The organism is Psychrobacillus sp. NPDC096389 (genome assembly GCF_044762855.1).
Classification (GTDB): domain Bacteria; phylum Bacillota; class Bacilli; order Bacillales_A; family Planococcaceae; genus Psychrobacillus.
In genome coordinates, this window is the sequence record NZ_JBIWFB010000004.1 from 193573 (window position 1) to 214843 (window position 21271).

22 protein-coding genes are annotated in these 21271 nt (G+C 36.7%); 13 read left to right on the forward strand and 9 right to left on the reverse strand.

What is annotated here, in order from left to right:
• Nucleotides 1-36: 36 nt before the first annotated feature.
• The gene (locus ACIQ38_RS12520) at nt 37-939 is read right to left on the reverse strand and encodes a DNA-3-methyladenine glycosylase 2 (protein ID WP_402823564.1); all 903 of its coding nucleotides are present in this window, start codon (nt 937-939) and stop codon (nt 37-39) included.
• 70 nt (nt 940-1009) lie between these two features.
• Nucleotides 1010-1762: a type I 3-dehydroquinate dehydratase gene (aroD, locus tag ACIQ38_RS12525; protein ID WP_402823114.1), complete on the reverse strand. Its 753-nt coding sequence runs from the start codon at nt 1760-1762 to the stop codon at nt 1010-1012.
• A gap of 69 nt (nt 1763-1831) precedes the next feature.
• On the opposite strand from aroD, the gene ACIQ38_RS12530 reads away from it, so the two are divergent.
• Both ACIQ38_RS12530 and ACIQ38_RS12535 read left to right on the forward strand, forming a co-directional pair.
• On the forward strand, nt 1832-2680 hold the full coding sequence (locus ACIQ38_RS12530) for a GNAT family N-acetyltransferase (protein WP_402823117.1): 849 nt from the start codon (nt 1832-1834) through the stop codon (nt 2678-2680).
• A 27-nt stretch (nt 2681-2707) separates the two neighbouring features.
• Nucleotides 2708-3178 (forward strand): DinB family protein, encoded by a 471-nt coding sequence (locus ACIQ38_RS12535; protein WP_402823120.1) that lies wholly within the window; start codon nt 2708-2710, stop codon nt 3176-3178.
• A gap of 145 nt (nt 3179-3323) precedes the next feature.
• Here ACIQ38_RS12535 and ACIQ38_RS12540 read toward each other — a convergent pair whose 3' ends face one another.
• Both ACIQ38_RS12540 and ACIQ38_RS12545 read right to left on the reverse strand, forming a co-directional pair.
• The gene (locus ACIQ38_RS12540; protein WP_402823123.1) at nt 3324-4355 is read right to left on the reverse strand and encodes a DUF4097 family beta strand repeat-containing protein; all 1032 of its coding nucleotides are present in this window, start codon (nt 4353-4355) and stop codon (nt 3324-3326) included.
• Nucleotides 4348-4671 carry a PadR family transcriptional regulator gene (locus ACIQ38_RS12545; RefSeq protein ID WP_402823126.1) on the reverse strand — a complete coding sequence of 108 codons (324 nt, stop codon included), beginning with the start codon at nt 4669-4671 and terminating at the stop codon, nt 4348-4350. The genes ACIQ38_RS12540 and ACIQ38_RS12545 overlap by 8 nt, the downstream gene beginning before the upstream one ends.
• A 138-nt stretch (nt 4672-4809) precedes the next feature.
• On the opposite strand from ACIQ38_RS12545, the gene ACIQ38_RS12550 reads away from it, so the two are divergent.
• The 4 genes from ACIQ38_RS12550 (at nt 4810) to ACIQ38_RS12565 (ending at nt 9282) form a co-directional block, all read left to right on the forward strand.
• Nucleotides 4810-5139, forward strand: coding sequence for an MGMT family protein (locus tag ACIQ38_RS12550; RefSeq protein ID WP_402823129.1), 330 nt, complete (start codon nt 4810-4812; stop codon nt 5137-5139).
• 22 nt (nt 5140-5161) lie between these two features.
• Entirely contained in the window at nt 5162-5575 is a 414-nt protein-coding gene (locus ACIQ38_RS12555; protein WP_402823132.1) for an NUDIX hydrolase, read from the forward strand.
• Nucleotides 5576-6036: 461 nt separating this feature from the next.
• Nucleotides 6037-7284 carry a DUF4153 domain-containing protein gene (locus tag ACIQ38_RS12560; RefSeq protein ID WP_402823135.1) on the forward strand — a complete coding sequence of 416 codons (1248 nt, stop codon included), beginning with the start codon at nt 6037-6039 and terminating at the stop codon, nt 7282-7284.
• A 267-nt stretch (nt 7285-7551) separates the two neighbouring features.
• Nucleotides 7552-9282, forward strand: a complete 1731-nt coding sequence (locus ACIQ38_RS12565) for a MutS-related protein (protein WP_402823137.1) — start codon at nt 7552-7554, stop codon at nt 9280-9282.
• 17 nt (nt 9283-9299) lie between these two features.
• On the opposite strand, the gene ACIQ38_RS12570 is transcribed toward ACIQ38_RS12565, so the two are convergent.
• Entirely contained in the window at nt 9300-10058 is a 759-nt protein-coding gene (locus ACIQ38_RS12570; protein WP_402823140.1) for a MerR family transcriptional regulator, read from the reverse strand.
• 166 nt (nt 10059-10224) lie between these two features.
• Here ACIQ38_RS12570 and ACIQ38_RS12575 point away from each other — a divergent pair, with 166 nt between their 5' ends.
• Nucleotides 10225-10812, forward strand: a complete 588-nt coding sequence (locus ACIQ38_RS12575; protein WP_402823143.1) for a histidine phosphatase family protein — start codon at nt 10225-10227, stop codon at nt 10810-10812.
• Nucleotides 10812-11306: a cupin domain-containing protein gene (locus tag ACIQ38_RS12580; RefSeq protein WP_402823146.1), complete on the forward strand. Its 495-nt coding sequence runs from the start codon at nt 10812-10814 to the stop codon at nt 11304-11306. Before ACIQ38_RS12575 ends, ACIQ38_RS12580 begins: the two co-directional genes overlap by 1 nt.
• A 101-nt stretch (nt 11307-11407) precedes the next feature.
• Here ACIQ38_RS12580 and ACIQ38_RS12585 read toward each other — a convergent pair whose 3' ends face one another.
• Both ACIQ38_RS12585 and ACIQ38_RS12590 read right to left on the reverse strand, forming a co-directional pair.
• Nucleotides 11408-12334, reverse strand: a complete 927-nt coding sequence (locus tag ACIQ38_RS12585) for a DsbA family protein (RefSeq protein ID WP_402823149.1) — start codon at nt 12332-12334, stop codon at nt 11408-11410.
• Between the two features lies 1 nt (nt 12335).
• Nucleotides 12336-12662 carry a winged helix-turn-helix transcriptional regulator gene (locus ACIQ38_RS12590; RefSeq protein ID WP_402823152.1) on the reverse strand — a complete coding sequence of 109 codons (327 nt, stop codon included), beginning with the start codon at nt 12660-12662 and terminating at the stop codon, nt 12336-12338.
• Between the two features lie 146 nt (nt 12663-12808).
• Between ACIQ38_RS12590 and nagZ the strand changes: the two genes are divergently transcribed.
• Nucleotides 12809-14449, forward strand: a complete 1641-nt coding sequence (gene nagZ / locus ACIQ38_RS12595) for a beta-N-acetylhexosaminidase (protein ID WP_402823154.1) — start codon at nt 12809-12811, stop codon at nt 14447-14449.
• A gap of 13 nt (nt 14450-14462) precedes the next feature.
• Entirely contained in the window at nt 14463-15236 is a 774-nt protein-coding gene (locus tag ACIQ38_RS12600; protein WP_402823156.1) for an alpha/beta fold hydrolase, read from the forward strand.
• A 57-nt stretch (nt 15237-15293) separates the two neighbouring features.
• Here the strand turns inward: ACIQ38_RS12600 and ACIQ38_RS12605 are convergent, their stop codons facing one another.
• The gene (locus tag ACIQ38_RS12605) at nt 15294-16001 is read right to left on the reverse strand and encodes a YetF domain-containing protein (protein WP_402823159.1); all 708 of its coding nucleotides are present in this window, start codon (nt 15999-16001) and stop codon (nt 15294-15296) included.
• A 159-nt stretch (nt 16002-16160) separates the two neighbouring features.
• On the opposite strand from ACIQ38_RS12605, the gene ACIQ38_RS12610 reads away from it, so the two are divergent.
• Nucleotides 16161-17378 (forward strand): MFS transporter, encoded by a 1218-nt coding sequence (locus ACIQ38_RS12610; protein WP_402823162.1) that lies wholly within the window; start codon nt 16161-16163, stop codon nt 17376-17378.
• 28 nt (nt 17379-17406) lie between these two features.
• Here the strand turns inward: ACIQ38_RS12610 and ACIQ38_RS12615 are convergent, their stop codons facing one another.
• Nucleotides 17407-18087, reverse strand: a complete 681-nt coding sequence (locus ACIQ38_RS12615; RefSeq protein WP_402823165.1) for a universal stress protein — start codon at nt 18085-18087, stop codon at nt 17407-17409.
• A 361-nt stretch (nt 18088-18448) separates the two neighbouring features.
• Between ACIQ38_RS12615 and ACIQ38_RS12620 the strand changes: the two genes are divergently transcribed.
• Nucleotides 18449-20860, forward strand: coding sequence for a Na+/H+ antiporter subunit A (locus ACIQ38_RS12620; RefSeq protein WP_402823168.1), 2412 nt, complete (start codon nt 18449-18451; stop codon nt 20858-20860).
• Nucleotides 20847-21269 carry a Na(+)/H(+) antiporter subunit B gene (locus ACIQ38_RS12625; RefSeq protein ID WP_402823171.1) on the forward strand — a complete coding sequence of 141 codons (423 nt, stop codon included), beginning with the start codon at nt 20847-20849 and terminating at the stop codon, nt 21267-21269. Before ACIQ38_RS12620 ends, ACIQ38_RS12625 begins: the two co-directional genes overlap by 14 nt.
• Nucleotides 21270-21271: the final 2 nt, after the last annotated feature.

Sequence of the window (21271 nt, forward strand, 5' to 3'; positions counted from 1 at the left end):
ATAAACGCCCTTTTTCAATGAAAAGGGGCGTTTTCTTCAATATAAAAATCTCCACAAATAGAATGTCGCATAAGCTTCCCAGCCTTTCCAAGGCACAGAAAGTCTTAATAGTTCATCCTTTGTTGGCTTTTGTTCAGAACCCATTACATGTTTAATCGCATTATGTAATCCAACATCATCTATTGGGAAAGCAGAAGGGAATCTCAAACAGCGCATCAATACATAGTTTGCAGTCCATGGTCCAATTCCACGAATGTTCGTCAGTATCTTTTCCGCTTTTTTGACATCCTTTGTTTCTAGAAGCATTTCTTTCGTAAGCTGCCCCGTATTTATTTGATTGGCTACATCTATTAAATACTCACATTTCTTGACGGTCATTTTTAATCCTACTAAATCTTCTACTGTTAGCTTTGCAATATCACTTGGCGTTGGAAAAACCCAATACTGCTCACCTTCGTAAGTCAGCGAAGTTCCAAATTTCTCGACTAGACGTCTCTTCAATGTATAGGCAAATGGTAGATTTATTTGTTGTCCAAGAATACCCCAGGCCATTGCTTCGAATAAATCCGGAATACCGATAATTCGCAGTCCACTAAATGCATCGATCGCTTGTTGAAGAAGCGTATCACTGTTGGCTAAAGCATAAAAAGGTTGTATATCTGTTTGGAAATCAAACCATTCCGTAATGTATGCTGTTACTTGTTTCATCGCTTGGTTAGTAGTTGGTTTTGTATTTCCTAAAAACTCAATCGTTAATGAGTGTTCATCTCGTTCCCTAATCTCTACTAGTACTATTAATTCATCCGTAGCAATCGCTTTTCTCACTTTATTGTCTTGAATTTGGAACATACATTCATTCGTCGATCTTTGCAAATAACCTAGATTTTGGATGAAACTAAAATCTGGTGGGATGGGTAAAATAATTTGATTGCTTTCCATATCACATATCAACTTTCCACAACTCCTTATTTCTCCATTATAAATATAAAGAGTTTCGTTATTTTGCTTTTTAAATCGTACGTAAAAGATTTAATGTTTTTCTTAACTCTTCAGCAGGTATTTGCCCCGGAGCAGATGCTTCTACTCCAGAACCAAATGTGGCAGCAGATCCAAAAACTTGTCCAGTAATTCGGCTAATTGCTCCAGTAGCAGCCATGGACATCGTAATAATTGGTCGATCCGCGTAAAGATTGCTCATTGTGTAGGTCGCATCAAGTAAAATCAGTACATCGGTTGGAATTTTAGGCATTACGGCGATTTTCGGAATATGCGCTCCAAGTTCTTGCATTCTTCGTAGGCGCCATACAATTTCTTCTTTGACAGGTGTCTTTTCAAAATCATGATTGGACATTACTACATATACGCCATGAGCAGAGGCCGTTTCCACGATTTCGCTTACATTTGCAGAAAATAGTTCCACATCCACTAGGTCGATTGCTTTTGTCCCGATAACATTTTCAAGAAGTTCTTTATAATAAGTATCTTCTATAATTTTATTTCCACCTTCCCGGTGACTTCTAAAAGTGAAAAGAAGTGGGATAGGGAATAAGGCATCGCGAATGGTGGAAAGTGCCTCTTTTACTATTTCTAAGTTTTCAATTCCTTTTAGTACATCTGCACGCCATTCCACAATATCCGGGGCTGCTTGCTTAATTGTTTTAATTTCTTCAAGAAGCTGCTCTACGTTTTTCCCCATAAGAGGAATAATAATTTTCGGAACACCTTCTCCAATATGAATATCTCGAATAGAAACAATTTTCATAAAATTGACTCCCCTTCAATCGTATTTTACGTTATATTAACATACAAAGGTAAAGAGGAGGAGAATAAGTTGAAATTTCAGAGATACAAAAATGCAAAAGATTTTGCAACAATAGCCACCCCTTTTTTAGAGAAAAACGAAGATAAGTTTAGTTTGTTCCTAGGGGTACTGCAAGCAATAAATGATGGGAAATACGAAGATCCATACATGGCGACAATTGAAGAAGAGGGTGAATTGCTAGCCCTGTTTCAAATGACCCCACCACATCCACTCAATATCATTTTCGTAAATGAAAATCGGATGGAAGAGTGCATTGAACTTAGTATTAATGAACTAATCCAGCAATCTATTTCTATCAACTCCATTATTAGTGTAAAAGAGTGGGCATACGCATTTGCACATAGGTGGCAAGAAAAAACGGGACAAAGCTTTTCCGTTTTAATGGATCAAGGACTATATCGTTTAGACAAAGTAGACGAATCATTAGAAAAGAGCCCGGGATCTTGGCGGTATGCTACACATGGCGACGCACCGCTTATTGAAAAATGGTATAGCCAATTCGAGAAGGACACTGGACTTCTAAACACTGCACCAGCAGAAATTAAAAAACGGGTAAAAGTGATGCTTGATGCAAAGGAAGTATTCTTATGGGAAAACCAAGGTCAAATTGTATCTATGATGAAAAAATCAAGACCCACAGCAAATGGCGTCACTGTTTCACTCGTATTCACGCCGAAAGAAGAGCGGAAAAAAGGATATGCTCGCACAATGGTAGCAGCCGGAAGTAAGGAATTGCTAAAAGAATTTCAATTTTGCGTTCTCTACACAGATATGTTGAACTCAACTTCGAACAAAATCTATCAAGAGATCGGCTATCAAAAATTGATAGATTCTGTACATTTGGGATTCGAACAGTAAAAAGCAAATAACAAAGGGGCGATGATGTTGCAAATGTTGTTTCGATACAACTGGATGGTAAGGGAAGATTGGTATCGATGGTGTGAAGAGTTAGACGACGAAGACCTCCTAGCCGAGAGAACAGGTGGAGTAGGTGGGATATTGCATACACTTTTCCACATTATCGATGTAGAATGGAGCTGGTTACAAATTCTTCAGGGAAAGCCAGATTTCCAAGAGAATTTCAGAGATTATCAAAGCTTACAAAAGGTTAGAGATTTAGACGCTAAATTCCGAATAGAAGTAGAGCAATTTGTTCGTGAATGGGATGAAAGTATGGAAAATCGCTTGTTTCAAGAAACGATGCCCGATGGAAGGGTTGATACTGATACATGGGGTGAGGTTATGCGCCATGTAATTGCACACGAAATTCATCATATTGGCCAATTATCGATATGGGCAAGGGAACTTGGTAGAAAGCCAGTATCCGCAAACCTTATTGGAAGAGGTCTTGCATAAAGTAGGGTGATACCCATGGTTTAGTTAATACTGGATGTATTTATCAGAAAAAATGTTAAGCGTCATTTCTTAATAAAAGCGGTGTTTTTTAAAAATCAGTTAGAAGTAATATTTAGAGCCCTTTGCCAATGCAAAGGGCTCTAATTTAACTTACACCTTTTTTCATAACTGTAATTTTCCCGTTATCAGAGGAAAGGCGAACAGTATTAGAACCATTACCATATGTTGTACGGGAATTTTTATCCCCAAACACACTGACTCTGCCGTGATCCGTTTTAGTATAAATGGATACGTTCGTTGGATCAGTTTCTGTTTCCACTAAAATACTGCCATTATCTGTTTCTAATTGAATCATGCGATCGAGACTTGACGTGAGAAGCGTAATTCTACCATTATCGGTTTTCCCACTGATATCCCCATTTACATAATCCATGATGATTCGACCATTATCTGTTTCGGTAATAACTTTTTCAGCATCGACATTTCGCAATTCAATGCGACCATTATCTGTTTGCGTAGAAAGCTTATCGACTTGGACTTTATCAATTTCAATACGTCCATTATCAGTTTCTACTTCTAAAACGGTAGCGGCAAATTCTTTTAAGCCAATGCTGCCATTATCGGAAGTTGCTTTAATCGCCTTACCAAGCAGTTTTTCCGCACGGATACGACCATTATCTGTTTTCATGATGATAGTTGTGTACAGTTTTTTAGGTAATGCTACATTTACTTTCATTTCTTTAATAAGGAACATAAAGCTAAAAAACTGGAATTTCTTCGATTTTAATTGAATGGATAAAGTATCATTTACGACTTCTGCAGTGAGTTTAAGCTTTTCGTTTTCTCCTATTAACTCAATAATCGTTTCGTCTGTTTCGGAAGGGAACACATTTAGAGAGCCATAGTCAATTTTCATCATGACATTGGAAAAGTTGGACTGTGGAATTCTAATGACTTTATTTTCAGTCGTTATTTTTTCTTGAATCGGAAACTCCACTAATTCTTGTGCGATTTCTTTTGGAGAACCGAGCGATGCGGCAATATCGCTATCCGTTTTTCCATCCTCGCGACCGTTTATAAAATACTCTTTTATATCAGAAAGGATATCGTTTCGTTCTTCTGCTGAAAGTCCGGCTAATGCAAGTTCTAATTCATTCAAAAACTGTTGTTCAGTCATTTTTTGCACCCTCTTCGATTAGATTATTTACTCCGTTTGTGAAGCTTTTCCATTCGTTCAACTGCTCATGTAAATATGTTCTACCAAGTTCCGTCAACTTGTAATATTTACGCGGCGGACCTTCTGATGATTCCTGCAAATAAGTGGTAAAATATCCTTCCTTCGTTAGGCGTCTTAATAGCGGATAAACGGAACCTTCCGAAATGGAAATCTGGTCCGATATTTTTTGGACAAGCTCATAACCATATCGATCCTGTTTATCCAATAATACAAGCACACAAAGATTCAGTACGCCTTTTTTAAATTGAATATTCACTTCTAGTTCACTCCTTTCACTACTGTTCAATGAATAGTACCTTTGAGAACAATATATCACACAGTATTATTCTATGCAAGGTACTGTATAAAATATTCTTTTTCAGTTATAATCGAAGTAATGAAAGGATGAAAAGTGATGAACCCTTTTACGGAAAGAGTTATTGAAATAATAAAAGCGATACCACAAGGAAAAGTCATGACATATGGACAAATTTCAAAAGAAGCTGGCAGTCCTAGAGGTGCAAGACAGGTCGTTAGAATACTCCACACGATGAGCGCAAAACATAACCTACCATGGCATCGAGTAATCAATATAAAAGGAGAAATCGCCATTCCAGATGAAGAATCAGCCTACTCACAGCGTGCAATGCTAGAAGCAGAAGGTGTTTGCTTTCGTTCCAATGGACTTGTGGATCTTAAAAAATCAAGATATGTACCTGAAATTAATGATGTAGATTTAATCTGATGAAAGAAAAGAGGAAGAGAAAATGTTCAAATGGCAAGGTGCAGCAGGTATTTGTATAAATGAAAATAAGGAAATATTAATGGTTCTTCAAGCAGCTCCAGACGAAGAAAAAAAGTGGACCGTTCCATCCGGGACATTAGAAGAAGGGGAAACATTTGAACAATGCTGCATACGAGAGTTCTCGGAAGAAACAGGTTTTACAGTGCGGACTACTGAAAAAGTACATACTAAAAGTGGTGTCATTAGAGAACACGGAATTTCTTATCATGTAGAATATTTTGGGGTAGATATAGTAAGCGGGGAAATATCGCTTCAAGATCCAGATGAGTTTATTCATGAAATTGCTTGGAAGTCGTTAGAAGAAATTGCAATGCTTCCGTTAGCTTATCCAGAAGATATCCACATACTTGAGCAAGTTTTAAAAAAGCCCTGTTAAAGAAAGAAGTTGATTAATCGTTAATGATTGTGGAGAATAGGATTCCTATATAATTTGGCACTAGATATTTACGTTAAAATAAATACAAGATTGAAGGTTTTCCCTTAAACTTACGCTACAGGTTAGCTATACAAGTTAAAAATTTAATGGTTTATTGTTATAGAGCATTTCTTTGACTGAGGAATGCTTTTTATTTTTGTTTAAAACAAAGAATACAATAAAAATGTTTTTTATATTAATAAAAATTTATTGTAATTCGATAAAATATACATTAAAATCAAAATGAGAATAAATAAGTTAGATGTTTTTTATGGAAAAGGTAACAACGTTGATCTACTTTAAAGGCAATTTGTAAGGCTTTAGAATAGCAGGCTAGAGATATTTTAGAATACAAAAGTGACGAGGGCAGTTAAACAATGTGAAGGAAACTTAATATAACAATCATTAGGGGAGGTATAACTATGGACGTTAACAATTTGATTATTGAAAACATTGACAAACCTCATGAGCTGGAGAGAATGTATAGAAAAGACCCGAAAGCTTTTAAAAAGTTATTCTCACACGCATGGGAACAAAATCCTGATTCTCAGGTTCTTGGTATTTGGCATGAAAGATTGCATTTCAAGGAGACGGCAAATACAGAAAAATCTTCTTTGCTTCAAAAAGGTTTCTTATTTATGGGCATTTTAGCCATTCTAGCCGGGATAAGTACCAGGATTATTTTCCATTTTATCGAGCAGGAAGCAATTGCTCCAATTAACTTGGCCTTTGGTATAATTCCCTTTATTGCAGCCTATTTTATTTACAATAATACTCCCAAAAAAAGTGTTATTTATTCCCTTGTAGTGTTGTTCCTGATTTCTGGGATTTATCTTAATATGTTGCCATTAAATGATAAAGACAGTATTATCCTGGCTTATTTACATCTACCCATATTCTTATGGGTATTGGTAGGGCTTGCATTTACAGGAAATGAATATTCAAAAAGCAATACAAGATTAGCCTATATTAAATTTAATTTGGAATATTGTATTCTCTACGCCAGCATGGCAGTTAGTGGAATGGTACTAGCAGCATTAACAATGAGGTTATTTAGCTTTGTTGGCTTGGATATAGAAGAATTTTATTTTAGCAATGTCGTTTTATTTGGTGCTGCGGCTCTCGCTATTGTGGCTGCATACCTAGTATCAATGAATCTTAAACTTGCTAAGAATATTACACCATATATAGCTAAAATTTTTAGTCCTCTTGTCTTGGTCACATTGTTAGTCTATCTTATAACGGTTATATGGGTCGGAAAAAATCCATTCTTGGACCGCAATTTCCTGATAGCCTTCAACGGAATACTCCTTGGTGTATTGGTCGTTACCATTTTTTCCATTACCGAGAGCGATTCAGATGAGAAAAAGAACATTTCAGATTATATAAGTTTTGCCTTAATTGTTCTTGCGCTTATCATTGACAGTGTGGCTTTGTCAGCCATCGTGTTCAGGCTTTCTTCTTATGGGATTACGCCTAATAGACTTGCTGTTTTAGGAGTAAACATACTTATCTGGGCAAATCTTATTTGGATTATGTTCTCCTATATAAGCTTTCTACAAAACAAATCCGGACCTGCAACTATCCAAGATGCAGTTACTAAGTATTTGCCGGTCTACGGAATTTGGGCAGCTCTCGTTATATTTACTTTTCCTATAATTTTTAATTAAAAAGGTTCTGTTAATGTAACGAAAAGTCAATCTTCCAAAACGTTTAAAATCCTTAGAGCCGATATTAAGTAGCTTTTTATACAGAGTTGCATAGTATTGGCTTATTTACATTTCTAAAGTTAAATAGGATTTAGATGTAATGTGAAAAGATGTAATTCCACTAAATGCTCTTTTGTCTATACAAAATCAACCATTATATTTAACACAGCCCCCCGAAAAAAGAAACCAGTAGTTACTTATAACCGTATAGTGTAAAGAGGTGATTCAATGTCAAATCTATTAATAATTTTTCTAGTATTAGCGTTTTTCTTTATGGTTAATTATTTCCTAACGAGAGATAAGAAAAGACTAAAAAGGTTTCGGGAAGAGTGGGAAACAGGGACGTTTATTAGACAAAATGAAGCAACAGAATCCATTTCATCCTACTGGTTAAACAAAAAGAATAGCAAAGCAAGCTACGATGGGGTAGATGCATTAACATGGAATGATTTATCGATGGATAAGGTTTTTCAAAATCTCAATTACACACAAACGACTGTGGGCTCAGAATATTTATTTAACCAGCTGCGTGAAATTAATCCAACACTTGAGCAGAAAGAGGAAGATGAGCAACTCTACACCTTAGTTGCTAGCAACCAATTATTAAGGGAAAAAATCCTTCTTCTACTTTCTGGACTTGGAAAACGAGATTATACTAATTCTACCTCCTTTTTTTATGACACAAATAGTAAGAAGGTAAGGAATGCAACTGTTTATTATATCCTCGCTTTTTTGCCGATAGCTTCTATTGTCTTGTTGTTTTTCAGCTTGAAATGGGGACTTTTTTGTTTGCTTGCCTCCTTTTTAATCAATACAATCATTTACTACCGAAATAAAAGTATGTTGGAGTATGATTTATTATCAGTCACCTATATTGCTTCCATCATTAACACAGGAAAACGTTTTTCTTCTGTTAATCAGCCAGAGTTTAACTTATATGAAGATAGGTTTAAAGAAAATATGAAACCGTTAAAAAAGATTTTGTTTCTCAGTAATATTTCTTCCCTTGGTAACAAAGGAGGAGGGGAGTTTGATGTTATTTTCGAGTATATTCGAATATTATTTTTGCTCGACTTTATTTCCTACAACAAAATTGTCAAAACAATTTCAGACTATCAAAAGCAATATCGAGAAGTATGGCAACTTATCGGTAAACTAGATGCGGCAATAGCGGTTGCATTTTACCGGAAGTCGGTAGGTACATATTGCACGCCTAAATTCGTAGACAAAGAAGAATTATTATTCAAGAACATGGCACATCCACTTATCAACAAGCCGGTGACAAACACATCGGCACTTGGTAAAAGTACGCTTGTGACTGGATCAAATGCTTCTGGTAAATCCACTTACATTAAAGCAATCGCGATTAATGCCATTCTTGCACAAACCATTAACACGGTACTAGCAGAAATGTGGATCATGAAACCAAGTTATATCGCGACATCCATGGCCATTCAAGACAATGTGTTAGATGGGGATAGTTATTTTATCGCAGAAATTAAATCACTTAAACGAATTGTGCGATTAATAGAGGAAGGTAAACCGTGTATATCCTTCGTGGATGAAATACTAAAAGGAACGAATACAGTGGAACGAATCGCAGCATCGGCAGCTATGATGGAATGGCTTTCGTCCAATAAAGGAATGAATATTATTGCATCCCATGATATAGAACTAACGGAAATTGCCAGTCCTGTGTATGCAAATTATCATTTTAGAGAATCCATCGAAAACGGTGAGGTTCGATTTGACTACACCATTCATCCCGGTCCTTCCAACACAAGGAATGCCATTAAACTTCTAGAAGTACTTGGTTATCCACAAAGTATTACAGAAAAGGCGAATGCACTAGCAGAAAATTTTGTGGAAAAGAGAGAATGGGAAGAAATCATTGAACAGATTGCAGATTCTAATAAACTAAGATTAATCGAGAAAAATGTTACACACCAAAAAAACTAAAAGGCATAACTCGCCTTTTAGTTTTTTGTGTAAATATGCACAGCATCTCTCAAAAACACTGCAGCACCAGGCTGAATCTTATCGTAATAAGCGGTAAAGCGTTCATCATCCACATACATTTGTGCGACACCTGCATGAGCTTCTTTCGTATACTGATCCCAATAAAAGCTCAGCCATTGTCGGTGCAAGCCGGCTGTCTTTTGTGCAAGTTCTCCAGCTGGATCACCTGTTGCCATAGCTGCTTTTAGACTTAAAGCTAGTTGTTCTTCTAACTTCGTCACTTCTTCATATTGTGCTTGCGTCATTCCTTTAACTTTCGAATTCGATTTATTCACAGCATCTTCGCCATATTTTTCGCGAATTTCTTTGCCGTATTTTTGTTCGTTATCATCCACAAGCTTTTGTTTAAAGCCTTCAAATTTTTCTTTGTCTGTCATGATTATCTTCCTTTCTGTTAATTGAATGGATTTATCCACATTTTCGATTAATAAATCTAATTGTGCTCTTTTTTCAAGCAATTTTTCCCGATGTTCCTTTAAAGCAGTTGTCCCGTCGAAGTCTTCTGAAGTCATTATTTCTTTTATGCTATCTAAATTCACCCCCAGCTCCCGGTAAAACAAAATTTGCTGCAGTCGATCTACTTCCGTAGAACCATAAATACGATAACCTGATGAATTAATACGTGCAGGTTTTAGTAAGCCGATTTCATCATAGTAGCGAAGCGTGCGTGTGCTTATTCCAGCCAGTTGACCAAGTTTTTGTACGGTATATTCCACTTCCTCACCTCCTAATATCTACAGTCTAAACCTTGACGCTGCGTGAAGGTCAAGTCGAAATTAAAAATAAGAACGATTTAATCAATCTATTTAATATGTTGCCGAAAGTGTGTTTTCGTAGTAAATTTCAGTAAAGAGTTAAAGAAAAAGCAAAGGGGATTAGAATATGACAACAATCGGTTTTATAAGGCATGGTGTAACAGCGTGGAATAAAGAAGGACGAGCTCAAGGATATACGGATGTGCCGCTTGATGAAGAGGGCATCCAAATGGCTGAGCGTATTGCTAATAGAATGGTACATGAAGAGTGGGATGTTATTTATACAAGTCCTTTAATTCGTGCCAAAAGAACGGCAGAAATTATTGCTGAAAAGCAGCCAACACTTCCATTTCATATAGATAAGCGTTTAGGTGAAATCGGTGGGGGAATCATTGAGGGCACTACCGAAGCAGAACGAGTAGCGAAGTGGGGTCTAGAATGGAGGAAGCAAGACATTGGTTTTGAACCAGAGGAAACGATTATTTCTAGAGGGATGTCCTTTATTGAAGATATGAAAGAAGCACATCCTGGTAAACGAGTTTTAGTCGTAAGTCATGGTGGGTTTATCGGAAGGCTTCTGAAAGTATTAATTCCCCATGGAGATTTTGAAAATGATATAGGCAACACCTCGGTTACTGTAGTAGAGCTTCAAGATGGTAAAAACTTATGTCATCTATTTAACTGTATAAAGCACTTAGAAAGGAAAGAAGTGTAATGTATAAAGACGCAGATTATTATATACAACATCTAGGTTTAGAAGCACATCCAGAAGGTGGATATTATAAAAGCACATACGCTTCTAAAGAGACATACGATGCTTTTGGAAAGACACGAAAACAGTACACAAGTATTTATTTTTTGTTAGGAGAAGGCGATGTATCGCATTTTCACCGACTGAAATCGGATGAATTATGGTACTTCCATGGTGGAAGTTCGCTAATCGTACATGTGATTGATGAAGAAGGAAATTATGTAGAGCATAAACTAGGACTAGATATCGCAAATGGGGAATCTCCCCAAGTGCTTGTTCCTCGAAATTCAATTTTTGGCTCATCGGTTGTGGATAATGGAGCATTTTCGCTTGTAGGATGTATGGTATCCCCTGGTTTTGATTTTGAAGACTTTGAGCTCTTCACGCAAAGTGAATTATTAGAGAAATATCCGGATCATGAACAAATTATTCGGAAGATGGCTTATGAGAACTTATAATAGGACAGAAATGCTTGTAAAAGCAATTATCTACTAGCATAAATACTCAATTCTAAAATGCCATTGGAGTACAACAGTACCCCAATGGCATTTTGCGTCTACTAATTCAGTTTAATATATTTTTCACCAAGTACTTCTTCTACTACATAGCTATTAGCAGCTAATTCTTTTTCCACGAAAGCAGCGACATCTTGTTGAGCTAAATTATAAAGATCTTCGATTTCACGAGAGAATAATAGCCCTTCTTTTTGCAATACTTTTTGTAATGTATGGACCGTTTTTGGTTGGATATTTTCTTCAGGCAATACTTGTTTTAATGCTTGCACGTAATTGTCATAAGGGCGAGCTCCTACAACTTTTACCCCTTTTTGTTCTTCATTTAAGAAAATGATTGTTGGGAAGCCGCGTACGCCTAGTCTACTTGCCATGATGAAATCTTCTTGTAGACGTTCTTGTGCAGCTGGAAGATGAGATTCTTTAACAATCTCTTCTCCGTTTAGCCCGATGCTGTTAACAATTTCGATTAGTAATTGGTCGTTACTAATATTTTTATTGAACGGGAATACGGCTTCTCTTGCTTTTCTCAAAAACACAGGAGCTAAGCTAGCATCTTTTTGTTGCACTACTTTATATACACGGGATGGGATATAAGATGAAGTAACCGGATCCTCGAACCAGAAGCTACCGTCGATTGGCATACGTGTATGGTCTCCTACTTCTCGCCAGTGCCCTGCTACGTCACCAGGTCCGGAAATTCCGTTAGATACATCGGCGAATCCGTCCCATTTTTCAAGTAATCCACCCATTAATGTATGCAGATTGACATACTGACCGTACTCTTCCATAAACTTACGTAATGTCGGTTCTAGTGCCCAGCAATGCGAGCAAATTGGATCAGTTACATAATATAGATCGATTTTTTTAGTTGGAGCAGTTAAATCGATTAGCTCCATTTCAGAATTTCCTTCTCCTGCTGGTCCACAAATACCTGTTTCTAAATCACACATCATCGAATTATTATTCGTCATGTTATTTCCCCTTTTGTAATGTAATATGTTGTTTTGCCCATGCATGTACCGGTTTAAGTGCTTCTGCAAGTTCTTGTCCGGCAACTGATAAATGGTAAGAAATTTGGACAGATGGCTCTACTGTCGTTTTTTTCTCGACTAGCCCGTGTTCCGCTAGTTCCGTTAACTTAAGTGACAATGCACGAGGCGTGATGTCGTTTAAATCCTTTTTCATATCCGAGAAATGGGCGCAATAATTGGGACAATTAAATAAGTAATGAACGATTAAACCATTCCATCGTCGTCCAAGTATTTCAAAAGATGATTCTAAATATGGACAAATTTTCATCGGATTTATCCCTCTTTTCTATTTCATTATAAAATGGTATAAAAAATATATCAAGTATAAAAACTATACTTATAGAAATAAAGGTATAAAGGCGACGGTTATAGAATGGGAAAGAAGGGAAAACCAATAAGAAGGAGGGTTCTTGAATGACAAAAAAAGTTGGACTCATTTTCTTATTATTTATTATTATCTCGGTTATTGTGATGGTGATGGAAGATAAAGATAAAACGAACGAAACGATTGATCAAGAAAAACAATCTAATGTTGAAGTGCCAGAGACAGAATCACTTGTTGAACTTGTCTTTGAGCTTGCCTCAAGAGGTCAAGTATTAGATGTACCGTTTGTTGCTGGAAAAACGGGTATACAGGAAGTGTATGATTTATGGGGAGAATCAGCAAAAAAAAGTAATTTGGCCACAGCTATATATGAAGATTACCCAACCAAAAAAGCGACGATTGGTCATCAGTCTGAAGTTGTTTTCGATATTAGAACGGACTCTGAGGCTATCCAGCAAATACGTTTAAAAGATATTGAAAAGGTAAAAGGAGAAGAAGATGAAATTAAATATGATACGGCAGGACTACTAATACTTGTCTATGAAGTAGAGCCGAGTTATCAACTAAAGTGGATTATTCCGAAACCAACTGAAAGTGAACCAAACCCATTAGTCGATCATATATCTGTTGTTACAGAAGCAGTTGATCAAGAAAATCCGATAATAAATGAGATGACTTTAAAAGAGAAGATTGGTCAAATGATTTTTGCGGGAGTGAAAGGAACTACCATCTCTCAAGAGACAAAGCGATTAGTTTCAACTGACAAAGTAGGTGGTCTCATTTTTTATGCAAATAATTTAAAAGATGTAAACGAAACAACCACATTATTAAATGCGATAAAAAAAGAAAGTGAAAATGAAAAGTTCCCACCTTTTCTGGGAGTCGATCAAGAAGGCGGCAGAATTTCAAGATTACCGGGACTGAACAAGTTACCGACTAATAAGGAAATCGGAAAACTGAATGATCCTTCCTATTCTTACAAAATAGGCACCCACTTAGGAGAAGAAATGAAAGCATTCGGATTTAATCTCGATTTTGCTCCAGTGCTGGATGTGAATAGTAATCCAAAAAATCCGGTGATTGGGGACCGTTCGTTTGGAAATGATGTGGATATCGTTAGTAAACTTGGTATTCAAACGATGAAAGGTATTCAAAGTCAAAACATTATTTCTGTTGTAAAGCACTTTCCGGGGCATGGTGATACAGCAGTGGATTCACATTTGGAATTGCCGATTATCGAAAAAAGCTTAAAGGATTTGCAGAAGCTTGAATTGATTCCGTTTCAACGTGCGATGGAAGAAGGTGCCGATGTTGTGATGGTTGCACATATTTTATTGCCTAAGATTGATGATACGTTTCCATCTTCTATGTCGCATGAAATTATTACTCGAATACTAAAAGAGCAGTTTCAGTTTGACGGCGTTGTGATGACGGATGATATGACGATGAATGCAATCATCGACCATTATGAAATTGGTCAAGCGGCTGTCCAAGCAGTAAAAGCAGGAAATGATATTGTGTTAATCGCCCATGATTATGACAATGTTCTAATGGCGATAGAGGCAATTGAAAAATCGGTAAATGACGGAGAAATTACAGAGGAAAGAATAAACGAAAGCGTGCGCCGCATTATTGCACTAAAAGAAAAATATGAGTTATCAAATAAAGAAGTAACAACCGTTAACATCCAGCAGCTTAATGAAGTTGTGCAACAACTATCGACTAAATAAGGAGATGAGCGAAATGAACATTCAAGTCAATCAAGTAAATGTAGCATACAGAGAAGAAGGAAATGGGGAACCCATCCTACTCATTCATGGATTTTGTGGGAGTTCGGGTTATTGGGATAATGTTTTCGAAGAACTCTCACAAACGAACCGAGTGATTGCATTAGATTTGCCTGGTCATGGGGAGTCAGCGGTGCAGGGAAATATAAAAGAAATAGATCAATATGCTACATTTATAAAAGATTTTATAGACGTACTGAAAATTGATCAAGTCACGATGTTTGGTCATTCATTAGGAGGTTATATTACACTTGCCTTTGCAGAAAAGTATAGTGATCGTTTAAAGGGGTTTTCATTAATCCATTCTACTGGTTACCCAGATTCACAGGAAGCAAAAGAAGGAAGGGACGCTTCTTTGAATAAAATAGATACAGAGGGAATGGAAGTATTTATAAATGGATTAGTTCCAAAACTATTTTCACCTAAGCATTTGGAAAGTCACTCAAAGGAAATAGAAAAAGTGAAAAAAATCGGCTATTCCACTTCTCCCGAAGGTGCCAAACATGCACTGATTGCCATGAAGAATCGAATAGATCGTCGAAAAATCATAGAAACCACAAATCTACCAGTATTATTAATTGCGGGGGAAGCAGATCAACTAATACCTTCTGAAAAGGTCTTTACAACGAACGGAAACCATATAAAACAAGTACTATTACATGATGCAGGTCATATGAGCATGTACGAAGCACCAAAACAGCTAGTAGAAGAAGTAATCGCATTTATGTGAGATAAAACGGGCGAGCTCGTTGCTCGTCCGTTAAATAAGTAAATACTATAGTAATTTTCAAATACCATTCTCTTTTAAGCTGATATACAACGAGCCATTCGTTTGAAGCTGGGCATAAAAAACGTCAGCGACTGAATCAATTCCATGTTTCCGAAGTTTCTTCATTACCCAATCCTCTGTTAGATCGAGCTCCTTCAAGTTTTTTTGAACAATTTTCCCATCCGAAATAATTTCAGAAGGCATAAATGCAGGAAGCGATACATCTGCTTTGACGTCTAATTTTGTTGCTTCATGTTGCGCCATTTTCTTAAAAACACTTAACTCTCCATTTGTTTCGAGTACGGCATAATGTACATCTTGAATGGAGAAGATGGATTGTTCTCTTAACATCATTAACACATCGTCCATATGCAGGCGTGAAGACTTCAAAGATTTTACGGAAATCTCCCCATCCTTAATAATAATTGTTGGCTCATCGTCAACTAGCACACGTAATTTTGTAGATTTTAATGAAATGTAGCTCATGAACAATGTAAGAACAGTCCACCATACTAATGAAACCATGCCATCGAGAAAAGGAGTTTCTTTTTGCGAAGCAATTTCTGCAGCAATGGAGCCAAATGAAATTCCAGTAATGTAGTGAAAAAATGTAAGCTGGCTAAGTTGTTTTTTACCAAGAACTCTTGCTAATACTAATAACGCAAAAAAGGAAATAGTCGTCCTTAAAATCATTTCCCAAAAGTTCAATTCGAAAAACGTGTCCATATTTCTATTCAAACCCCTCTATAAGATAACTTTTTTTTAGTATTGCCGTGAAGCTTGCAACTATCCGTATTATGTAAAAATGCAATCATATTATAAAGGTTTGCGCTATAATGAATTTACAGTTAATATTTCGAGTGTAGAAAGAGTGTGATATATAAAATGACGAGCGGAACTGTTTCAAGTAGATTAGGAACACCAGTTTATCCAATTATGTTTGCGATTGGTCTTTGCCACTTATTTAATGATTCGCTTCAAGCTGTTATTCCGGCAATGTTCCCAGTGCTAGCAAAGGAAATTGGCTTAACTTTTACTCAGTTGGGGTTAATTTCTTTTATGTTAAATATCGTTGCCTCTATTTTACAACCCGTTGTAGGCTTTATAAGCGATAAAAAACCTATGCCTTATGCACTTCCATTAGGTATGACCAGTTCCTTTATAGGAATGGCAGGACTTGCGTTTGCACCTGAATATTGGTTAATTTTAGTTTCTGTTATTTTTTTAGGGCTTGGTTCTGCAGTGTTTCATCCAGAAGGGTCTAGAGTTTCTTTTATGGCAGCAGGTTCTAAAAGAGGACTTTCTCAGTCGATTTATCAAGTAGGGGGAAACTCTGGACAAGCACTAGCTCCATTAATTAGTGCATTTATCCTTGTACCACTTGGTCAAAAAGGAGCCGCACTTTTTTTAGTAGTGGCAGCTGTTGGGATTTTCATTTTATCAAAAATTTCAGCATGGTATAAAAAGCAACTGGAGGAAGAAAGTTTAGCTAAGAAGAAAAAGACACTTCTTTCATCACTACCAGCACTATCTAAAAAACAAGTAGGAATTGCATTAAGCCTTTTAATGATTATTATTTTTGCACGATCTTTTTATGTGACGAATATGACAAATTTCTACATATTTCATTTAATGGAGAACTACGGTTTTTCGATACAGAAAGGTCAGTTGTTTATATTTATCTTCCTAGCGCTTGGAGCAGTAGGGACGTTTTTCGGAGGACCTTGGGCAGATCGACTAGGAAGAAAAAATGTTATTTTGCTTTCGGTACTTGTGCCAATTCCGCTTTCGTTAGTATTGCCGTATGTTCCGATTTTGATGGTTGTAATTTTATTGGTTTTGATCGGTTTCTTCATCATGTTAAGTTTTTCGGTCACTGTTGTGTATGCGCAAGAGCTTGTGCCGAGTAAAATCGGGACGATGGCAGGACTGACTGTTGGACTTGCGTTTGGGATGGGAGCTCTAGGAGCTGTAGTCATTGGTATTCTAATGGACCATGTGGGAGTTTATACAACGATGATTATTGTTTCTATATTGCCAATCATAGGACTCGTAGCATTTGCCCTACCAAGAGATCGGAAAATTTCACTAGCACAAAAATAAAAAAGGGAAACTCATTTGAGTCTCCCTTTTATAATTTTACACTACAGCCATCTGGTACTTGAGATGAATCTGTAACTAAATTATCTTGTATATGGACTTGATGCATTTTGTTATTATGCATAAACTTGAAAATTCCATTGTCGAAATCTGTTCCTATTTCTTTAAAGAAAATTCCTTCTTGGCACATGTTTTTGGCGCAAGTAAAAGAAACTTTGTAGGAGTCTCCGTCAGTAACTAAATAGGCGCGGACTCCTTTTTCAAATATGCCTTCTTCTTCCTCTTTAATAGAACGTTCGACTGAAACGACATGGAAGTCGACAAAAGGGATTTCTCTTAATAGCACGTTCATAAAAGAACCTTTTGTGATTTCTTCCCATCTACTTTGAGCAGTTTGTCCAATAACAATTTGTGTAATATTTAGTTGATGAGCAACTTCTTTAATAACTTTCGAAGAAGGACGTCTTTCATTATCACGAATGATAAATTCTTCTACTTCTAATTCCTCCGACAGGTTTTTCCAATCTTCAATATATCCAGATCTTTCAGCGTCGAACGCATCATATGGAAGTGGGTCAACAGTTAGAATGTAAAGCGGGCAATCTAGCATGCTTGCCATCTTATGTCCTCTTCTTATCAGTCGTTCTCCATTTGGGCCGTAGTATACGCAGACAAGTATACTTTCATCCATTCGACCTTTTCTGTGTTTCACGGTTGTCTACACCTCGTTTTTATTAATTAGTTTTCATCTATCTACATGCATGTTTTATTCAAAATGTTCTGCCTACATTCACATCAAGTGCAGTGAGTAGTTCTTTCGTGTATAATTTAACTTGATATATTCTACAGTGTATATTCATGTATTCATCTTTTATATGAAAAGCATTATTATTGCTTTTCGCTTAAACAGGCAATGTTAAACACCCCAAATTCTTCTGAAGTACTATAAGGACCTCATATGGATTCCTATTATGCTACTAGTTTCTGGGATAGTCAAGTATCCCTTTCAAATGAAATAAATCTTTCAAAACTAAAAATTCATACAATACGTTTTGGAAATAGGAGGCTACAATTTGTTTTCAGTTACTTTCGCTATTATTATTCCATTTATAATAGCTGCACTCGTGCCATTCATCTATAGGCGTTTCCAACTATTACATATCGGATGGTTAGTCATGTTAGTGCCTATAACGCTATTTATTATGCTCGCTAGGTTGATTCCCTCAGTAGCGAGCGGTGAAACATTAATCCACACTTACAATTGGATACCCTCGTTAAATATTAATTTCACAACTTATTTAGATGGTCTAAGTATGATATTAGGATTACTTATTACCGGTGTAGGAAGTTTAGTCATTCTCTATTCTATTTTTTATCTTTCAACGAAAGAATCACTCCAACATTTTTATTGCTATCTTCTATTATTCATGGGTGCCATGCTTGGTGTCGTGTTTTCCGATAACTTAATGGTATTATATGTGTTTTGGGAATTAACGAGTGTTTCTTCTTTCCTATTAATTGCATTTTGGAACCATCGTAAGGCATCGAGACTTGGCGCGCAGAAGGCAATGCTTATTACGGTAAGTGGTGGGATTGCGATGCTCGTTGGGTTCATCATGCTCCATACAATGACTGGTTCCTTTAGTATACGTGAAATTATTGCAACCATAGGGGACTTTACAGATCATGCATTATTCATTCCAGCGATGATTTTAGTATTGCTCGGGGCATTTACTAAATCTGCACAGTTTCCTTTTCATATTTGGTTGCCAGATGCAATGGAAGCACCAACCCCAGTTAGCGCATACTTACACTCCGCTACGATGGTGAAGGCGGGGATTTATTTGGTCGCTCGTTTTACACCAGTTTTTGGTGGGGATCAGATTTGGTTTTGGACTGTAAGTGGTATCGGCATGGTTACATTATTTTGGGGATCGTTTAATGCCGTTCGTCAAACCGATTTAAAAGCGCTATTAGCGTATTCTACTGTTAGTCAGCTTGGTCTTATTATGAGTTTACTTGGATTGGGTTCTATTGCCTTGCAGTACGGTTATTCGAAGGATTCTATTATTTATACACAGGCTACATTCGCAGCTTTGTTTCATCTTATTAATCACTCTACGTTTAAAGGGGCTCTATTTATGGTTGTCGGGATTGTCGACCATGAGCTAGGTACTCGAGATATCCGTCGATTAGGTGGATTGATGACTTATATGCCATTTACTTTTACTGTAGGGGTTATTGGAAGTCTATCAATGGCTGGGTTGCCGTTGTTTAATGGATTTTTGAGTAAGGAAATGTTTTTTGCAGCAACTATTCAAATAATGAATGCAGATGTATTTTCGTTACAATCATTAGGAATTATTTTCCCCGTTATTGCATGGATAGCAAGTGTATTTACATTCATCTACTGTATGATTATTATCTTTAAAACATTTCTTGGACCAGTTCAACCAGAGAAATTGGATAAGCCTATTCATGAAGCTCCAATGGGAATGCTTGTGTCTCCGATAATTTTAAGTGTGTTCGTTGTAGGCATTTTCTTTTTCCCGAATCTTTTGGGAGCATATATACTAAAGCCGGCAATGGCTAGTATTTATCCGACATTTGGGGATACGGCAAATCTTACACCCCATATTTCTGCATGGCATGGGATTAAGCCTGAATTGCTCATGACAATTGGTGTTATTTTAGTTGGGGTGTTACTATATCGATTGCTTAAAAAGTGGAAGCCAGTATATGGATTATTATCTTCTAGATTTACGTTTAATGCATTTTATAATAACTTTTTAGCATTTGGAGAAAGTACATCCACCGCTCTGACGAACAAGTATATGACAGGCTTATTAAGAGACTATTTAGTTTATATTTATCTATTCTTTATATTAACGGTAGGAGGGTTCTTCTTTTATTCTGGAGCATTTTCACCTAGCTTTTCAATGGATGTAAGAATAAGATCTTATGAAGTTGTTTTGGTTGGGGTGATGGCAGTGGCTGCAGTGGCGATGTTATTTGCCAAGTCGCGTATGACGGCAACCTTGTTAAATGGGGTTTTAGGATATTCGATTTCCATCTTTTTCGTTGTTTTCCGAGCACCAGATTTAGCGTTAACGCAGTTAGTAGTGGAATCGATTACGACTGTATTGTTCCTTTTAGCTTTCTCTCATTTGCCTGATTGGAAAATGGAAAAAGTTTCTTCCAAAACGAAGACAACAAATGCAATGATTTCAGTGGGAACTGGAGCGGTTGTTGTATTAGTGGCTTTAGCTGTATTAAATTATGATCGATTTGATTCGATTTCCTCGTTTTTCGAGGATGCTTATGAATTGGCAGGCGGTGCAAATATCGTTAATGCTATTTTAGGAGATTTCCGTGGTTTTGATACGATGCTTGAAGTAGTCGTTCTCTTTATAGCTGGCTTAGGTGTTTATACCATGATTAAGCTAAGAGCGAAAAAGGGGGATGAAAATATTGAAAATAAATGATGTTATCTTACGCACAGTTACAAAAATTGTCGTATTTATCATTTTAACATTCGGTGTGTATTTGTTCCTCTCTGGTCATAATACCCCTGGTGGTGGATTTATCGGTGGATTAGTATTGGCGTCTGCTATTGTTCTTTTATATCTATCGCATGATATCGAAACGGTTCAAAAAAGTCTGCCGCTCGATTTTAAACTTGTTGCAGCGTTTGGTGTGTTACTGGCGACTGGTACTGGATTTGGTTCTTTGCTATTAGGTGTTCCTTTCATGTCCCAAACATTTGCTTATTTTGACTTGCCTGTATTCGGTAAAACGGAGCTAACGACTGTAACGATTTTTGAAGCTGGCGTGGCACTTGCAGTAGTTGGTGTAGTTGTAACAATAATTTTAAGTATTAGTGAGGAGGAATAGAC

Excerpts from the sequence above, each read along its gene's own strand:
- ACIQ38_RS12560 (WP_402823135.1), top strand. The coding sequence starts at position 6,037 with ATGGACGTTAACAATTTGATTATTGAAAACATTGACAAACCTCATGAG.
- ACIQ38_RS12565 (WP_402823137.1), top strand. The coding sequence starts at position 7,552 with ATGTCAAATCTATTAATAATTTTTCTAGTATTAGCGTTTTTCTTTATG.
- nagZ (WP_402823154.1), top strand. The coding sequence starts at position 12,809 with ATGACAAAAAAAGTTGGACTCATTTTCTTATTATTTATTATTATCTCG.
- ACIQ38_RS12585 (WP_402823149.1), bottom strand. The coding sequence starts at position 12,334 with ATGACGAATAATAATTCGATGATGTGTGATTTAGAAACAGGTATTTGT.
- ACIQ38_RS12580 (WP_402823146.1), top strand. The coding sequence starts at position 10,812 with ATGTATAAAGACGCAGATTATTATATACAACATCTAGGTTTAGAAGCA.
- ACIQ38_RS12590 (WP_402823152.1), bottom strand. The coding sequence starts at position 12,662 with ATGAAAATTTGTCCATATTTAGAATCATCTTTTGAAATACTTGGACGA.
- ACIQ38_RS12605 (WP_402823159.1), bottom strand. The coding sequence starts at position 16,001 with ATGGACACGTTTTTCGAATTGAACTTTTGGGAAATGATTTTAAGGACG.
- ACIQ38_RS12575 (WP_402823143.1), top strand. The coding sequence starts at position 10,225 with ATGACAACAATCGGTTTTATAAGGCATGGTGTAACAGCGTGGAATAAA.
- ACIQ38_RS12600 (WP_402823156.1), top strand. The coding sequence starts at position 14,463 with ATGAACATTCAAGTCAATCAAGTAAATGTAGCATACAGAGAAGAAGGA.
- ACIQ38_RS12610 (WP_402823162.1), top strand. The coding sequence starts at position 16,161 with ATGACGAGCGGAACTGTTTCAAGTAGATTAGGAACACCAGTTTATCCA.
- ACIQ38_RS12550 (WP_402823129.1), top strand. The coding sequence starts at position 4,810 with ATGAACCCTTTTACGGAAAGAGTTATTGAAATAATAAAAGCGATACCA.
- aroD (WP_402823114.1), bottom strand. The coding sequence starts at position 1,762 with ATGAAAATTGTTTCTATTCGAGATATTCATATTGGAGAAGGTGTTCCG.
- ACIQ38_RS12555 (WP_402823132.1), top strand. The coding sequence starts at position 5,162 with ATGTTCAAATGGCAAGGTGCAGCAGGTATTTGTATAAATGAAAATAAG.
- ACIQ38_RS12520 (WP_402823564.1), bottom strand. The coding sequence starts at position 939 with ATGGAAAGCAATCAAATTATTTTACCCATCCCACCAGATTTTAGTTTC.
- ACIQ38_RS12540 (WP_402823123.1), bottom strand. The coding sequence starts at position 4,355 with ATGACTGAACAACAGTTTTTGAATGAATTAGAACTTGCATTAGCCGGA.